We start from the raw sequence: 17,360 nt of genomic DNA, 5'->3' as shown, positions 1-17,360 counted from the left end.
CCGCTCGCGCCTTCAGCTCGTCTGGATACCGCTTCGATGACTTCGTTCCCACGTGCCCATCCTTCCCAACAGAAGAACTCTCCGGACACGCCGGGGCGGATCAAGCTCTCACTCACCGAACGGGAACGTGAGGCACTCATGCTGCCCGCGCACAGCACCACACTCGCCCTCGAACTGGACAGCGAGACCTTCCACGCCCAATGGAGCGGCAAGAGCCGACAGCTGACCGGGGACATGCTGACCGAACGGATGCAGGACTACGGCCAAGACGGCGGCCTGCTGCGTCTACGTCTGGTCGGCGACGTCTATCGCCTGCAACTGTTGCCACCAGGCTCACCGATGCTCACCATCCACACGCCGCCACCAATCACTCCGATCCAGAACAAGACGGTGGCGGCGAAGGTTGCGCGACGCCGGACAGTTGATCGTCAGTTCCACGCAGACAACGAGTACGACTGGTCAGCGGGCGGCGGCAGAGCGATCGGCTTCCTCAGGGACGCACGGGTCCTGCTCAGCGAACAACTCAAGGCCGCAGGCTTCGACGACCTCGAGTTGGTCGAGCTTCGGCTGCAAGGTGAAGAACTTGCCACGCTCGATGATTTCGAGGAACTGCTGGCTGTCGACGTCGCCAACGTCGACCGTATGCCTCACCAGGAGGCCGTCGCCCGACATGCGTTGTCGCGTCTGCGCGGTCGCGCTGTCCTCGCCGATGAGGTCGGTCTCGGTAAGACCATCGAAGCCGGCCTGGCGGTCAAGGAACTCACCCTGCGGGGTTTGGCGAGACGGGTGCTCATCCTGTGCCCCGCTCCGCTGCGCGAGCAATGGCGCGAGGAGATGCACCAGAAGTTCGACCTGAACTTCGAGGTAGCCCTCCGCGGTCCCGATGTTCATAAGCAGGACAAGCTGATCATGAGCCTGCAACTCGGACTTCGGTCAGCTTCGAAACTGACCGCGGAACCCTGGGACATCGTCATCGTCGACGAGGCGCACCGCGCCGCCGGTGCCGGCGCCCGGAAAACCCGCGAGTTCATCACCTCTCTCACGACGGCGTGTCGGTATGCCCTGTTCCTCACCGCCACTCCGGTCCAGAACGATCTGCTGGAGCTCTATCGGCTGGTCGAGCTGCTGCGCCCCGGCACCTTCACGTCTGTGCAGGATTTCAAGCGGCAGTTCATGCGGGGATACGACCCACGCACCCCGAATGATCCTGCGGCACTGCGACGTTTGATCAGCAGCGCGATGATCCGCACGACCCGTGCGCAGGCCGGGGTCGATCGTGTCACCCGCCGCGCAGTCGACGTGCCGGTGACGCTCGCGCCCCGCGAGCGTGAGCTCTACGCGCTCTGCACGAACCTGCTGCGCAGCGTGATGACCGACCCCAGTGACACCATGCGCCGACGCAGCCTCGCACTCCGGCTCACGGCCAGCCCGTTCTCGATGGGGACCACCGCGCTGAGGATGGCCGAGAGGCATCCCGACCCCAAGGTGCGAGCAGTGCTCACCGAAGTCGGCCACCTCGCGATGGACATCAACGATTCCGCACGTGAGAACACCGCCGTCGAAATCACCCACAAGTGGCTTAAGGAGCACGGCCGAGTCCTGATCTTTACCCAGCACACCGACACCGTGACCGGTCTCCTTCGCCGCATGGAGGTCGAGGGGATCACCGCGCGCTCGTTCCATGGGTCGATGTCTGCCGGTGAACGCGCGGCCACGATCGCCGCATTCCGGTCAGGCGAGGCGCCAGTGATGATCTCGACCGACGCGGGTGCCGAGGGCCAGAACCTCCAGTTCTGCAACTGCGTGCTCAACTTCGACCTGCCCTGGAATCCGATGCGGATCGAACAGCGGATCGGCCGCGTCGACCGCCTCACCCAGCCCAAGGACGAGGTGTTCATCGCGAATCTGTACGCGCAGGGCACCATCGACGAGAGCGTGTATCGCCTGCTCGCCGAGAAGCTACGAATGTTCGAGCTGTTGTTCGGCCAGGTCACCACGATCCTCGGCGAACTCGACGATTCGAAGTCCGCCAGCTTCGAAACTCGAATTCTCGAAGCACTTTTCGCGGACAACGACAAGAAGATGCAGAACCTTTTGGGCCAACTCGGCACCGAGCTGGCACAGGCTCGCGAAAGCGCCTCCACACTCATCGCTGCTGACAGCGGCCTGAGCAACTGGATGGCCTCGGCATTCGAGCATCGAAAGGGTCTGTCCAAGGCGGGATCCAGCGACCTGGCGCCGGAGGTGAGTGAACGCGCACGTATGCGGCAGCGTCGAGTTCAGAACTGGACCCGCAATGTCCTCAAAGCCCTTGGCGCGGAGTTGCTGCATGACACAGGTGAGGGCGATGGGGCTTTCATCACCGCGCAGTTCGACGAAGAGTACGAACAGGAACTCGACGGCCGCACGCTGATGCACCTCGCGTTCGACCGCATCGGCATGGAGCACCATCCGGATGCCGAGCTGTGCGCCGTCGGCTCACCGGTGTTCGACGAGATCCTCGGGTTGCTTCGCATGCGTGGCGATATGCACGCAACCGTGCCGGTGGTTCCGGACGACATCGGTGACAGCCCGCTCAATCGCGCTGCCAACGTGACGTTGTTGCGTAGGCGTCTTGTCCCCTCGGGTTCGTGGAGCGGGCAGGCAACGTTCCGTGCGGCGGTGGGTGAGAGCGAGACGACAGAGCATCTGCTGACGGCGGACATCAACGGTCACCACGAAGTGCGGCTCCCCCGCAGACCATTGCAGGACGGCGAAACCCTTCCCGCGGCATTCGGTACCCCGACCGAGGTGATCGCTGCGTTCGAGAAAGCGGCGACCAGTCAATTGGAGAAGCTGCGGCGCGACCTGTCGGAGAAGGTGGAAGCCGATCAGGCCGCTGAGCTGACACGTATCCGTACCGGATACACCGCGCAGATTTACGAAGCCTCCTACGAGGACAGTATCCGACTGCAGCGCGCGTTGGATTCGGAAGAGAAGCGCCTCAGCCGGGTTCCGGACGTGCGTGCTCGGGCCAAGATGCTCGCACTCACCCTCGATGAAGATGACTGGCTGGTGGAGGAAACCTGGACCGGCCCCAACGACTCGGAAACCACTTTGACCTACGAGTGGGAGGATCCGGAGCCGCCGCTGGTCGAAAGCGATGCGTCCGGTGACCCGATCGAGGTGCTGGCGTTGTGCTCGGACTCGCATTGCGTCGACGAATCGGAGACGCAGTACTGCGAGTCGTGTGATCACGTGCTCTGCAGGGCCTGCGGTGAAGATGCCGTGTTCGCCGACTGCCCGGTCTGCGGACTGGCTAGCTGTGGTGCCTGCCGTGCTGCCGGCGGCGGACTGTGCAGCGGGTGCGCATCCCCGCAGCGGGTGCCTGAGTTGGACAGTGATTTCGTGGTCGGTTGGCGTTTAAACGGCGGAACTACCCTGCTGGTCGGCAACCGCGTTGCTGAACTGCACCGGCCGGACGGATCGTCGCACACTGTCGTTCGCAACGAGGATATCGATGACCCGAACCGGAAGCGGATGCGGTCATACGCCTTGACAAACGGACTGCCACTCGACTGCGGCGTCACGCTACGCAAGCTCATCGGGCGTCGCGATGCACAAGACCGCACCCGTGCGCGGCTCAGTTCGACATCAGCAGTTGAGACAGAGTTCAGTATCGCGGCGGCGCTGGGCTCGGCCATAGATGCTGCAGCAATCACCGACATTCCGAAGCTCGACGATGCAGTTGTAACGCCCGAACGCGCAATGAGTTTAGGGAAGCTGCTGCACAAACTCCGATCGGACGCACCACCCCCGGCGCCGCCCACGGTGATGGTCACACGTCGCTCCAGCTTCACGGACATCTACCTCGAAGCAGACGGTCTCGCCAAAGAGGTGTCCATGGTCGAGGATGACGGCAGCATCTCCGTTGCCGATCGCCAGTTCGAAGCGATCCAGTGGACGAAACCAACCCTCGACAGTCCAACAATCGGCCACGCAGTCCTCGCTGGGACACGAATTTCGCTGCAGGCTCGAAATGAGGCAGTACTTGTCTCTGTGTCGACGGACGGGAAGACGCAACCCGATACATGGACCGCATGCCCGGACGGCAGGAACCTTGCTTACGAGATCTCCTGCTTCGACTACCTCAACTCGATCAAAATGCCCGGCGGGAGACTCGGCAAGCGCATTAACGAAGTAACGTCCATCACTGCGCCGTTCCCTTCGCCGAGCGAGTGCACCCTTGTCGAACGTGAGCTTCACACCGTCGCGGAACCTGTCGGCTTGGCGCCCGGATTCGAACTTGAATCACCTGACGATGAATCATTGGGCAGACTCGGACTCCATCCGAACCGCGCACTCGCAAAGGCGACTCACCCATTACCGACAGAGTTGTGTGCCGCACTTCTGACCAAAGCGAGGCGCCCCTTCACCGCGTCACTGCGCAACGGGCTGGAAGTCAAGGAAATGTGGCGTGGGCACGGCACCGCCGTTCACACGTACCGGACCTTCGACGGCAAGCCGCGCAGCCCGCTGGGCCTGCCGGAAACCGACTTCGGTGTCTGCCGCGATGGCCACTTCTACCCGGGCGGCACCGCGGCGCTGTGCGGCTCGTGTCATTCCTGGGCGTGCCCGTCCTGCGATGAGCTAGGGCAGCAGGCGCTGTCGGACTGCCCCGGGTGCTCCGCTGCGGTCTGTCGCCGTTGCCTCGCTACCGGGCATACCGTGTCGGCCACTGCCTGCGTGTTGTGCGGGGATCATTCATGCGCAGACTGCGGACGTGATCCCGAAGTCACCGCATGTCCGATGTGTGACCGAACGGTGTGTGGCAACTGCCGGGTTGAGGACAGATGTCCTGCCTGCGCGCGCCTCGACGCCCCTGCCGATGCCCAGCGTGCATCGCTTCCCTCCTTGCTTGCCCTGTCGGGCGTCGACCTCCGTATCGGCTCCGACACCGATGCCGATGTCGTCCTCGTCAAGCGCGGTGACAGCTGCGAACAGGCCATTGTCCGCAATAACTCTGTCGATTCCTGGAAAGTATTCGGCAAGAGCACTCTTGACGACGCTGACCGATTGGCCTTGGCAGCGAGCGGCATCCTGGACGCCACGGTCGCGCCCAAAGTGCAAAACCTCGAACCCGAAGCGCCCCCCGACGTTACGCGCTTTGTTGTCAGTTCCGAGCGCACGTATCGTCCGGTTTGGTCGGTCGACGCGTTGCAGGCATCGGGTACTGGAACCCAGGAATTCGATAGCCCCGTTGGGGATCTGATCCGCATCATCTCTTCAGAGTTTCCGCCGCCGAGGCAAGAGCCGACTCCGACGCCGGCCACGCCGCCACGGTTGGCTCGCGAATTCGCGGCCATGCCAACGACGCCGCCTTCCGACCTTGAGATCTCGTGGGAACGCTTCGGTTACACCATCGGCGTCTCCACCCAAGGCCTATGCCGAACCATCGTCGAACACTCGGTAGCCCAGGAATCGACAGCAATATGGGCATCAACAACGGCCATGCCGCAATGGATCCGCGAGGACTGGGAGCCGCTCCCCGCGGTCCGGGCACTCGCAGTCAGCTATGGCACACCGATGGCCGAGGCCGCGATCGTCGAGTTGGCATCGCTGACTGTGCTTGGTCTCCGTATCGGAGAGCAGACCACTTGGTACGCGATCAACAGGTCCGAGAGTGCGCCCGCGGCAACGGCTTTGTCTCGGTGGCTGGGCTTGGGGGATGCTGATGCGGTCAGCGTGTTCACTGACCCGCATCAGGTACGACTGTCCACCGTGACCAATGCAGTGCAGTCCTCCGTGACGGTGGATCCGATCGGCGCACTGAATAGTGCGCCCAGAGGTGGTACCGATGTGTCGGGGGCTGCGCGTGTGGCGTGGAACCCGCCGGTTGAGGTTAGGACACCGCAGCTGGAAAAGCTTCCCGATCGGGTCCGGATCAACCTGGCTCAGGCTTTCCAGCCGACGAAAGCTTGGAGCCAGCTGGAGATCGGCGCACGCGTCGAGCAGCTCGTCACCGTCGAGGACGGTCACGACTGGCTGTACGAACGCACCCTAGCCTCGACGTTTCGTGAAATAGGCTGTTGACACGACCTGTAATGCACGGAAGTGCCTGTCCTGTTTGAGAAAATGTGACTTGTCTAGGGTCCATGTTCACAAAGCGGGAAGGCACTCCGTAGGTGAAGCGTAGCGCGGTTCGTTCTCTGCTGGTGGATTCAGGTCGCGAGTCGTTGGTCTCGTCGGCCGGCGGGCTGCTGTTGGCTCGGACGCTGCACGTCTCGGGACTGGAAAAGGCCATGTCAGAGGTCTTGAAGCGGTGGCGGGCACCACGAACCCTGCACGACCCGGCCAAGGTGCTCACCGATGTCGCGATCGCGGTGGCACTCGGCGGTGACTGTGCCGCCGATATCGCGGTGGTGCGTGCTCAGCCCGAGCTGTTCGGGGCGGTGGCCTCCGATGCCACCGTGTCACGTCTGATCGCCACGCTGGCCGGCGACGTCGATGCCGCCGTTGCGGCGATCCGCGCGGCCCGGGCAGCAGCCCGCGCGCACATATGGCGGCGCCAGCAACCGCTGGCCGGTACCTCAGGCAGCCAGGTCATCGTCGATCTGGACGCCACCCTGGTGACCGCCCACAGCGACAAACAGGGCGCCACCCCAACCTTCAAGTACGGATACGGGTTTCATCCCATGCTCGCCTTCGTCGACCACGGCAGCCACGGATCCGGTGAAGCCCTGGTCGGGTTGCTGCGACCCGGCTCAGCCGGCTCCAACAGCGCTGCTGACCACATCAGTGTCCTGGATGCCGCGTTGGCCCAACTGCCCGAACCCGAACGGGCCCGGGTGCTGGTGCGCACCGACACCGGTGGCGGGGTCAAGGACTTCCTGCACCACATCACCGACCTGGGACTGCAGTACTCAGTCGGGTTCTACGGCATGCCCCCGATCGTCGAAGCGCTGCGCCGGGTCCCGCGGCGGGCGTGGCGGGCTGCCCTCGACGGCGACGGCACACCACGCGAGGGCGCCCAGGTCGCTGAGTTGACCCGCTACCTGCCCGACACGCTGAAAGGCTGGCCGGCAGGGATGCGGGTCATCGCCCGCCGAGAACGTCCCCATCCCGGCGCGCAGTTGCGCCTGACCGATGACAACGGGTGGCGGATCACGTGCTTTGCGACCAACACCCGCGGTTGGTCGATCTGCGATCTCGAAGTCCGGCACCGTCAACGCGCCCGCGCGGAAGACCGCATCCGCAACCTCAAAGACACCGGACTGACCAACCTGCCGTTTCACGGGTTCGCCCAGAATCAGATCTGGCTGGAGATCACCCTGCTGGCCGCTGACCTGCTGGTCTGGACCCAAGTCCTGGCCTTCACCGGCCACCCGGCCAGAGGCTGGGAACCCAAACGACTACGCCTGCGCCTGCTTGCCGTCGCCGGACGCATCATCACCTCAGGGCGTCGCCGCTACCTACGGCTGCCAAGAGGCTGGCCGTGGAGCGACCTCATCGAATTCGGCTGGACCGCACTGCAACCCACCTAAAACACAGAAACCATTCCGACGAGCAAAGGACCCAGGAGCACCGGCGAGACGCAACGCCGGAACCCCAGGCCGCCCACGTCAGAACCGCCCACCCACGCCACGAAAAGACCTCAACTACCCGCCACGTGAAAGATCGAGGCTAGCGGCCGGGCAGACGGAGGCCAGGCGAGTGAATGCCAGCACGGGGTACCTGTTCGATTCCGGCGCGATCGACCGAGAGGGCCACTTCGGCACAAACTTCGAGTCCTGTAGCTACTGCGGCGGTACGACCTGCGCCGTGTGTCTCGACAAAGCGGTTGCATGCGACAGTTGCGGGATCAACATCTGCAAGGGCTGCGTAAGCGAGCCGCACGCCAACCTGTGGCTATGCCCGGCGTGCACTGCGATGCGCCCTCCGACGCGCAGTGAGGCTCGCGAGCACGGCCGGCTTCTGTCAACGCGACGGATGCTAATCGGCGCCGACGCGCAGCACACGGTGGTCGTCGAACGGTCCAAGAAGCATTGGACACGCAAGAAAGCCGACGGTGATAGCCAGGTGATCGCGAATCCATCCGTCAACGCTTTCCTGGATGAACGTCTGACCGCCAATAACTAAACGGGTCTGCTGCATGAATAGGTGACATCTTTCACCGAGCAATGATCAATACCTGTGGATGAGGCTCGGCGAGGTGGCCTGAAAGTGGGCGCACCTTCCCGAGGATGATCATCACGGAATCAGGTATTCGATCAAGACCGGCGTTGGCGCGCTGGTTGGGAAGGTACGCCCATGCTCACCGTAGTTCACGATGCCGAGGAGGCCAACGCCAGCGAGGCCGGCCGGTCGTTGTTGGACGAGATCGTCCGCGACGGCGCCCGGCAGATGCTGGCCGCTGCCCTGCAGGCCGAGGTCGCCGCGTACGTCGCCGCGTTCGCTGATCAGCGTGACGAGAGCGGTCATCGGTTGGTGGTCCGCAATGGCTATCACCAGCCGCGGGAGGTGCTGACCGCAGCCGGGGCCGTCGAGGTGAAAGCGCCGCGGGTCAACGATCGCCGTGTCGACCCCGATTCCGGCGAGCGGCACCGGTTCTCCTCGGCGATCCTGCCGGCGTGGGCGCGCAAGTCTCCGCAGATGAGTGAGGTGTTGCCGCTGCTGTATCTGCACGGCCTGTCCAGCGGTGACTTCGGGCCCGCACTCGAGCAGTTCCTGGGCTCGGGGGCGGGGTTGTCGGCCTCGACGATTACCCGGCTGACCAGCCAGTGGCAGGACGAGGCGGCGGCGTTCGGGCGCCGGGATCTGTCGGGCACCGATTACGTCTACCTGTGGGTCGATGGCATTCACCTCAAGGTGCGTCTGGACCAGGAGAAGCTGTGCCTGCTGGTGATGCTCGGCGTGCGCGCCGACGGCCGCAAGGAGCTCGTCGCGATCACCGACGGCTATCGGGAGTCCACGGAGTCTTGGGCGGATTTGCTGCGTGACTGCAAACGCCGTGGGATGACCGCCCCGGTGTTGGCCGTCGGTGACGGTGCACTCGGGTTCTGGAAGGCGGTGCGGGAGGTGTTCCCGAAGACCCGAGAGCAGCGCTGCTGGTTCCATAAGCAGGCCAATGTCCTTTCCGCACTGCCGAAGTCGGCGCATCCGGCCGCGCTGGCGGCAATGAAGGACATCTACAACGCCGAGGACATCGACAAGGCTCAGGTTGCGGTCAAGGCGTTCGAGGTTGCCTTCGGCGCGAAGTACCCGAAAGTGGTTGCCAAGATCGTCGACGACCTCGATGTGCTGCTGGAGTTCTACAAGTACCCGGCCGAGCACTGGATTCACCTGCGTACCACGAATCCGATCGAATCCACCTTCGCCACAGTGCGTTTGAGGACGAAGGTCACCAAGGGGCCGGGATCACGGGCCGCTGGATTGGCGATGGCCTATAAGCTGATCGACACAGCCCAAGCCCGTTGGCGTGCCGTCAACGCCCCGCATCTGGTCGCCCTGGTACGCGCGGGAGCGGTCTTCCACAAAGGCAAACTGCTCGAACGGCCCACCGACATCACCCCGCCGGCACCACCGTCAGACGGCGATCAACACACCGGAACGGAGGTCGCCTGAAACACCCCGATCCACAGGTATTGACAATTCCTCTCTTTCACCTGATGGTGCAGCAGACCCGCCCGGTTTCTGTGTATGTGGCATGCAGCTGTCGCTGACTGGGGTGTGCGACAGCTGCGAGTAGCTGACACCACAACGATTTCGGGGTGAGCGTCGGTGGTGGGACCGATTCACCCCGGTGTGGGTGAAGGACCACGGCGGCGAGCCGTTGACCAACTTCGGCATCACCTACGCGAACCCGTACGCGACGATCGCCCACGCACAGGCCGTCTGCCGGGAGTTGAGTTTCGGCACCCCGCATTCACGCGTGGTTGACATGGTGCGGGTCGACTATCCGTCCCCTCAGCTGGGACGGCGCCGCCGACTACGTCGTCACGGCCAACATGACGTATTGCCCCAAGTTTCAGTAAGACACACGCCCCGAATTCACCGCCCGCGTCCGAGAAGGCGGACTGCTACCGCATGCCCCGGATGACAAATGCGTCGATGTTCTCGTCATAACCGACCGTGTCGTTGACGACCAGCTCCCCCATCAGGCGGCCGTCCTCGGCCACTGCGATGAAGGTGGATTCCTCCTTGTCGTACCGCACCGAACCTTGCACGAACATCGCCGCGATCTGCTGCCCGTCCGCTCCGAGCACCACCAGCTTCAACCCTCCGGCGTCCTTGAGGTACTGCGCCGCTTCCTCACGTGTCACGACCATCGCCCGGGCCTCCTTCCTGACGGCCAACATCTGCACTGAGTAGTACCCCAAGAGCCGGACAAGACGACGGAAACCCCCGCGCACCTTCGACTCCGATATCGAGGCCCTTCGGCTCTAATGTCGCGCCCGACCGTCGGCAACCGTGGCATCTATGAGAGGACCAGGCCGGACCAGACCATTTCGCACGGCAGCGGGTGACGTCGTGCCCGAGAGCGTCGCCGAGGTGGGCTTCTGCCGGCTCGGGGTCAAGTCCAGGGGCGTGGTGTACGACGCCTGTCGTGTGATTCTTCGAGTTAATGGTTCAGGCGGTCAGTGCCGCGGGGGTGGCCTCCTGTTCGGTCGGGGTGTCGTTGACGGCGCGTGATTTGCTGAGGACGTCGAGTCCGAGGTAGCGCCGGGATTCAGCCCATTCGTCGTGTTGTTCGGCCAGCACGGCGCCGACGAGGCGGATCAGGGCGTTGCGGTCGGGGAAGATGCCCACGACGTCGGTGCGGCGGCGGATCTCTTTGTTGAGCCGTTCCTGGGGATTGTTGCTCCAGATCTGGCGCCAGATCTGCTTGGGGAACGCGGTGAACGCGAGTAGGTCTGGCCGGGCTGCCTCCAAGTGATCAGCGACCTTGGGCAGTTTGTCGGCGAGCGCGTCGATGGTCCGGTCATATTGTGCAGCAACGGATTCCGCGTCAGGTTGATCGAACACCGAATGCAGCAGCGTGCGTACCCAGGGCCAGGACGCCTTCGGTGTGACGCTCATCAGATTCGTCGTGTAGTGCGTGCGGCAGCGCTGCCAGGCCGCACCGGGCAGAGTGGCTCCGATCGCGGCCACCAGCCCGGCGTGGGCGTCACTGGTAACCAGCTTCACCCCAGACAGCCCGCGGGCGGTCAGCGACCGCCAGAACGTCAGCCAGCCCGCGCCGTCCTCGGCGGTGGTGACGTCGATGCCGAGGATTTCACGGTAGCCCTCCTTGTTGACCCCGACGGCGATCAGGGCGTGCACGTTGACCACCCGGCCCTGCTCGCGGACCTTGAGGACCAGGGCGTCGGCGGCGACGAACGTGTACGGGCCGGCGTCCAGCGGTCGGGTGCGAAACGCCTCCACGGCGGCGTCGAGTTCCTTGGCCATCACCGACACCTGCGACTTCGACAACGACGTGATGCCGAGAGTTTCGACGAGCTTGTCCATCCGCCGCGTCGAAACCCCGAGCAGGTAGCAGGTCGCCACCACCGTGGTCAGAGCCCGCTCGGCGCGTTTGCGGCGTTCCAGCAGCCAGTCCGGGAAGTACGAGCCGTGCCGCAGCTTCGGGATTGCGAGATTCAATGTTCCCGCGCGGGTGTCGAATTGGCGGTGCCGGTAGCCGTTGCGGGAATTGGTGCGCTCGGTGCTGCGCTCGCCGTAGCTGGCGCCGCACAGGGCGTCGGCCTCTGCACCCATCAGGGTGTGGATAAACGTGGCCAGCAGCTCGCGCAGCACGTCAGGGTGCGCTGTGGTGAGTCGTTCGGCAAGCACGGTGGGCAGGTCGATATTGTGGGCAGTGGTCATCGCGTCGATTCCTTTGCTCGAGTGACTTTGACGGGTCTCTCGAAGAATCACGCGATGACCTTCAATCAGTCGGCTACGACACGCCGGTACCGCTGATCAGGTCCGACTCGTACACCACTCTGCTGGACGCAACCCGGCTCGGCGGTGTCGACCAGTGGGTGCTGATCCGTGGCCGCGACCTGGCCAACCCGCCGCTGATCCACCTGCACGGCGGGCCGGGATTCAGCGAGACCCGCTTCTTCCGCCACTTCAACGCCGAGCTGGAGGACCGGTTCATCGTCGTCTACTGGGACCAGCGCGGCGCCGGCAAGTCCTTCCACCGCGGCATTCCGCCATCGTTGATGACCGTCGAACAGTTCCTCACCGACCTCGACGACCTGGTCGACATGGTCTGCGCCCGCGTCGGCCAAGAGCAGGTGGTGCTGCACGGCCACTCGTGGGGATCCCTGCTCGGCGTGCTCTACGCCGACCGCCACCCGGAACGCGTCGCGGCCTACCTGGGCACCGCCCAGATCGGCGACGCGGCGGCCGCCGAGTCCGCCTCGTACGCCTGCGCGCTCGCCACGGCCGAACGGCGCGGCCACCGCCGGGCGCTGAAGGCGCTGCGGGCCATCGGTCCGCCGCCGTATCCGGCATCCAGCGTCTTCTCCGAGCGCACCTGGCTGCAGCGCCTCGACGGGCAACTGTCGCCCCGGGCGTTGTGGAAGCTGCGCGGAGCGGTGTTCGGCGGCGGCCGGGAGGCCTCGCCGCTGGACCTGGTCAGTCAGATCCGCGGCTTCCGGTTCACGATGAACGCGATGTGGGAGGAAGCCTCCGCGCTGAACCTCATTACTGCCGTGCACGCGTTGCGCATGCCCGCCGTGTTCTTCGTCGGGCGACGCGACCACTGGGTGCCACCCGACACCACGCTCGCCTATTTCGACACGCTGGAAGCACCGTCGAAACAGCTGCTCTGGTTCGACGACTCCGGTCACGAACCGTTCGTCGACGAATCGGCCGCGTTCAACCGCGCTGTCGTGGACAGGGTGAGAGCGCTCGTCGCACCATGACTCGACAGCGCCTCGACCGTCGCGGACCGCCGCGATCAGCAAATCCCGGTGCGCTGCATTTCGAGCGCTCGCGCGGCCGCGTCCGAGTACCGTAAGCGCAGTACTCGCACTTCACCGGAGGATGTGAGGCGATGGCGGGCGAGATCGCGTACGAGCTGGCAGCTGCCGGATTCGTCGACGCCGTCGAAGTCGGCAGGGGCGGCGGCGGCGTGGTCTACCGCTGCCACCAGCAGTCCCTCGGCCGCACCGTCGCGATCAAGGTGCTCGCGTCTTCTCTCGACGAGGACGACCGTGAACGTTTCCTGCGCGAGGGCTACGCGATGGGCGCCCTGTCGGGCCACCCGAACATCGTGAACATCCTGCAGGTCGGCATGACCGAGCAGGACCGGCCCTTCATCGTGATGCCTTACCACGCAAGGGGATCGCTGGCCGACCAGGTGCGCCGCGAGGGCCGGATCCCGTGGCCCGACGCGCTGCGCATCGGCGTCAAACTCTGCGGAGCGCTCGAAACCGCGCACCGGACCGGTACTCTGCACCGCGACATCAAACCCGCCAACGTCCTCGTCAACGACTACGGCGAGCCGCAGCTCAGCGACTTCGGCACCGCCCGCATCGTCGGCGGGTACAAGACGGTGACCGGGTTCTTCACCGGCACGCTGTCCTACACCGCGCCCGAGGTGCTCACCGGTAAACCGCCGACCGTCGAGGCCGACGTCTACTCGCTCGGCGCCACGCTCTACGCGATGATCGCCGGGAAGGCCGCGCACGAACGCAAAACCGACGAGGAGCTGATCGCGCACTACCTGCGGATCACCTCCCAGCCGGTGCCGGACCTGCGCCACCTCGGCATCCCGTCCGACGTGTGCTCGGCGATCGAGAAGGCGATGTCGCTGGAGCCGGCCGCCCGGTTCGACTCCGCGGCCGAGTTCGGCCGCACCCTGCAGGAAGCCCAGCGCCACAACGGGTTGACCGCCGATCACATGGCGATCGGCGAACCCACCCCGCCTCCCGAGCAGCCTGAAGGTACACAGGCACTTCCGCTGTCGGAGCCTTCCAATCCCGCTGTGCCGCCATCGCTTCCGGCCACCGCCCCGCCGCCACCGCCGGCTCCTCCCCCGCCCGACATGTTCGCCCGCAGCCCGTCGAACGCGCCGTGGCCTGCCGCACAACCCCCTCCGCCGGTCCCCGCCGTCCCGCGGAAGGACCGCAGGAAGACCGTGCTCGCGCTCGCCGCCGCGGCGGCCGTGGTGCTGCTGGTGATCGGCGGGGCCGTCGTCGTGGCCTCGACGCGGGACACCGGCGGTGGCGCCGTCACGGCACCCGTGGCGCAGCCGACCGCTGAAGCGCAGCCCGGCTGGCGGCCGATCTCCGACGCCCGCACCGCCCTCGACGGGGCGGCCGCCACCCAGGCCGACGGCACCATCTGGATCTTCGGCGGGATGGGCGCCGACAACCGGGTCAGCGGCGCTCACGAGGGCTACGACCCGGCGATCGACAGCTGGAAGGGCGGTGAAGCACTCCCGGTTCCGGTGCAGCGGGCGATGTCGGTGACCTGGCAGGACACCCCCGTCGTGCTCGGCGGCTGGCGCACCGACGGCGCGGACACCAAGGTCGCCACCGACGCGGTGTGGCGGGTGGTCAACAGCCGCTGGGTGCAGTTGCCGCCGCTGCTGCAGCCGCGCGCCGCGGCGGCAGCCGCCGTGGTGGGCGACCGCATCGTCGTCACCGGCGGCGTCGACGCCGACGGCCGCGTGCTCGACACCACCGAGGTGTTCGACGGACGCGGGTGGACCCCGGCCGCGCCGATGCCGACGCCGCGCCAGCTGCTGGCCGCGGCCTCGGACGGCACGCGCGTCTACGCGATCGGCGGCACGAACGGGACGACGGACCTGACGAGCGTCGAGGCGTACGACCCGGCCGCCGACACCTGGACGTCCCTGCCCGCGCTGCCCGAGCCGCGCAGCGATTTCGGGGCGGCTGTCACCGACGCCCGACTGGTGGCGGTCGGCGGCACCGCCGCGGGGCGGCCGGTCAAGACCACGAGCGCGCTCGATCTGACGACGTCGACGTGGTCCGACCTGCCGGACCTGGGCACCGCACGCCGGGGCGCGGCCGTCGCCGCGGTCGGTAAGACGGTATACGTGATCGGCGGGTCGACCGGCGCCGGCGACGGCGTGGCCACGTCGACGGCCGAAGCGCTGAAACTGGCGCCACGCACCCCGCAACCCGCCGCACAATGGCGCTCGCTGCCGGACGCACCGACCCCCCGGCTGATGATGGCCTACACCGTGCTCGGCGACCAGATCTGGATCGCCGGCGGGATCCGGGAGGGCGAGACGCTGCAGACCGTCGAGACCTACGACACCCGCACCCAACAGTGGCAGGCGCAGCCGTCGCTGCCGATCCCGCTCAACCACGCGGCGGCGGCGACCTACCGCGGCGAGGTCGTGGTGATCGGCGGCGCCACCGACACCATCACGCAGGCCTCGGACAAGGTGTTCGCGTTCCGCGACGGCAAGTGGGTCGAGCTGGCGAGCCTGCAGCACGCGCGGGCCGCGCCGGCGGCAGCGGTGGTCGGCGACAAACTCATCGTCGTCGGCGGGCAGAACGACAAACAGCTCGTGCCTCAAACCGAGGTGTTCGACGGCACGTCCTGGACGCAGGCCGCCGACATGCCCACGGCGCGTGAGCATCTCGCGGCAGTGTCCGACGGCGTGTACGTCTACACCGTCGGCGGCCGGTTCCTGTCCGCCGACGAGAACACGGCCGCCTTCGAGCGGTTCGACCCGCAGTCCGGAAACTGGGAGAAGCTGCCCGACATGCCGACCCCGCGCGGCAGCTACGGCGCGGCCTACCTCGACGGGCGCATCGTCGTGGTCGGCGGCGAGGAACCGACGCGGGTGCTGCCCACCGTCGAGATGTACGACATCGCCAACCGCCGATGGAGCACCCAGGCGCCGGTCAACACCCCGGTGCACGGCCAGGCGGTCGCCGCGGTCGGCTCCACGGTGTACTGCATCGGGGGCGCCGACCGGCCCACTCACGAGGGGCCGGTGGCCACGGTCGAGGCGCTGGACTTCACGTAGCGTCGTCGCGCAGCTGGACGAGGGTGACCGCGCCGCGGCGCAGCGCCTCGTTGGCCAGCCGGACACGCCGGTCACCCTCGGTCGGGACGGCGAACTTGTCGTAGAGATTCTGCAGGTGCTGTTTGACGGCGGCCTCGGTGACGTAGAGCTCGCGGGCCATCGCCCGCACCGACGCGGGTTCGGGGAACGGGTCGTCGGACACCAGCGGCCGGCACAACACCACCAGCACGTCGAGTTCACGCCGGGTCAGCCGCGGCGCCGCCTCCACGGGTTGCGCGGCGACGGTCTCCTCGTCGCGGCGGCCGTCAGCGGATTCGTGGACCATCCAGAAGATCAGCCGCGACTTGCCCACGCGCACCTCGTCGCCGGAGCGCAGCACACGTTCGGCGGTGAGCTTCTCGCCGTTGAGGAAGGTGCCGTTGCGGCTGCCCATGTCGCGGATCGACCATGCGGCGCCAAGGTTTTCGAACACGGCGTGCAGCCGCGACACGGTGTCGTCGTGCTCGAGCGCGATCGCGTTGCTCGGGGCTTTGCCGAGGGTCACGCGCTGGCCGGCCAGTGGGACGAGCTCCCGTCCAGCCGGCCTGAAAACCTCCACATGGGAAGACATGCGCACCTCCTCTCCGGCAATTCTGGCGTAGCGACCGAGTCCGTGGCCCGGAACGTGGCGTTCACCGGCCGACGCCGGCACGCGACTCGGCCCGTCACCGGGGGCGGGTGACGGGCCGAGCGGGGGCGGTCAGGGCTGGGCGAACAGCGGGACGCGGTTGAACACCGGCGGCCGGATGCCGTCGTTCTTGGGCGTCGTCGGTTCCAGGACACCGCCGCTGGTGACCACCGGCGGTTGGAAGATGCCGCCCTTCGGTCCGCTCTGTTGGCCGGCGCCGCCGCTCTGGGGCGCCGTCGTGACGGTGATGGTGCCGCCCCGGCAGCTAACGATCTTGCCGTCGACGAAGACGTCCTGGCCGTCGTCGATCGGGATCTGGTAGCCGTCGGCGTCGGTGTAGGTGCAGCCGCCACCACCGGGGGTGGGCTCGTTGTCGGTGGCGAAGGCGGTGGCCGGGGCGGCGAGCAGGACGACGAAGGCGCCGACGACGGTGGCGGCGTACTTGAGGCCGGCCGGCTTGCGGGTGCTCGATGCGGTCATGATGGTGTCCTCTCGGGGGGTGCTGCGGTGTTTGGCTGTTGAGAGAAATCCTGCTGGGCGCAGCCCTCGGGCGTAATCGCCGGCAAGCCAGAGTCCGATACCGGAAGGGGAAGACTTTCCTGTCCTCCAGGTAAGGGTGTCGGACTCTGGTTTCGGGGCGAGCCGCCACGCAAGAAATCTTCAACAGCTCCAAGGGAATTGGCGGGCGCTGACTACGACTCCATGCCCCGGATG

11 protein-coding genes are annotated in these 17,360 nt (G+C 66.2%); 7 read left to right on the top strand and 4 right to left on the bottom strand.

The window, feature by feature from the left end:
- The first annotated feature begins 36 nt into the window (after positions 1–36).
- The 5 genes from KXD97_RS12310 (at position 37) to KXD97_RS33280 (ending at position 10,078) form a co-directional block, all read left to right on the top strand.
- Positions 37–6,072, top strand: coding sequence for an SNF2-related protein (locus KXD97_RS12310; protein WP_260757052.1), 6,036 nt, complete (start codon positions 37–39; stop codon positions 6,070–6,072).
- Between the two features lie 92 nt (positions 6,073–6,164).
- Positions 6,165–7,523 (top strand): IS1380 family transposase, encoded by a 1,359-nt coding sequence (locus KXD97_RS12305; protein WP_313901315.1) that lies wholly within the window; start codon positions 6,165–6,167, stop codon positions 7,521–7,523.
- 169 nt (positions 7,524–7,692) lie between these two features.
- On the top strand, positions 7,693–8,118 hold the full coding sequence (locus tag KXD97_RS12300) for an FYVE zinc finger domain-containing protein (RefSeq protein ID WP_260757051.1): 426 nt from the start codon (positions 7,693–7,695) through the stop codon (positions 8,116–8,118).
- Positions 8,119–8,289: 171 nt separating this feature from the next.
- Positions 8,290–9,603, top strand: coding sequence for an IS256 family transposase (locus KXD97_RS12295; RefSeq protein ID WP_260757050.1), 1,314 nt, complete (start codon positions 8,290–8,292; stop codon positions 9,601–9,603).
- A 178-nt stretch (positions 9,604–9,781) separates the two neighbouring features.
- Positions 9,782–10,078, top strand: coding sequence for a DUF732 domain-containing protein (locus tag KXD97_RS33280; protein ID WP_396885096.1), 297 nt, complete (start codon positions 9,782–9,784; stop codon positions 10,076–10,078).
- On the opposite strand, the gene KXD97_RS12290 is transcribed toward KXD97_RS33280, so the two are convergent.
- On the bottom strand, positions 10,059–10,307 hold the full coding sequence (locus KXD97_RS12290) for a hypothetical protein (RefSeq protein WP_260757049.1): 249 nt from the start codon (positions 10,305–10,307) through the stop codon (positions 10,059–10,061). The two genes, KXD97_RS33280 and KXD97_RS12290, sit on opposite strands and share 20 nt — an antisense overlap.
- 301 nt (positions 10,308–10,608) lie before the next feature.
- The gene (locus KXD97_RS12285) at positions 10,609–11,844 is read right to left on the bottom strand and encodes an IS256 family transposase (protein ID WP_260757048.1); all 1,236 of its coding nucleotides are present in this window, start codon (positions 11,842–11,844) and stop codon (positions 10,609–10,611) included.
- Positions 11,845–12,002: 158 nt separating this feature from the next.
- Between KXD97_RS12285 and KXD97_RS12280 the strand changes: the two genes are divergently transcribed.
- Positions 12,003–12,893: an alpha/beta fold hydrolase gene (locus KXD97_RS12280; protein ID WP_260757047.1), complete on the top strand. Its 891-nt coding sequence runs from the start codon at positions 12,003–12,005 to the stop codon at positions 12,891–12,893.
- 131 nt (positions 12,894–13,024) lie between these two features.
- A complete protein-coding gene (locus KXD97_RS12275; protein WP_260757046.1) occupies positions 13,025–15,979 on the top strand; it encodes a serine/threonine-protein kinase in 2,955 nt (984 codons plus the stop codon).
- Here the strand turns inward: KXD97_RS12275 and KXD97_RS12270 are convergent.
- Positions 15,972–16,589, bottom strand: a complete 618-nt coding sequence (locus KXD97_RS12270; RefSeq protein WP_260757045.1) for an FHA domain-containing protein — start codon at positions 16,587–16,589, stop codon at positions 15,972–15,974. The two genes, KXD97_RS12275 and KXD97_RS12270, sit on opposite strands and share 8 nt — an antisense overlap.
- Positions 16,590–16,718: 129 nt before the next feature.
- Positions 16,719–17,126: a hypothetical protein gene (locus KXD97_RS12265; RefSeq protein ID WP_260757044.1), complete on the bottom strand. Its 408-nt coding sequence runs from the start codon at positions 17,124–17,126 to the stop codon at positions 16,719–16,721.
- Between the last annotated feature and the right edge of the window lie 234 nt (positions 17,127–17,360).

Source organism: Mycobacterium sp. SMC-8 (genome assembly GCF_025263565.1).
GTDB lineage: Bacteria > Actinomycetota > Actinomycetes > Mycobacteriales > Mycobacteriaceae > Mycobacterium.
The sequence above is the reverse complement of the archived record's forward strand: the minus strand, read 5'-3'. Positions and strand labels throughout refer to the sequence as shown.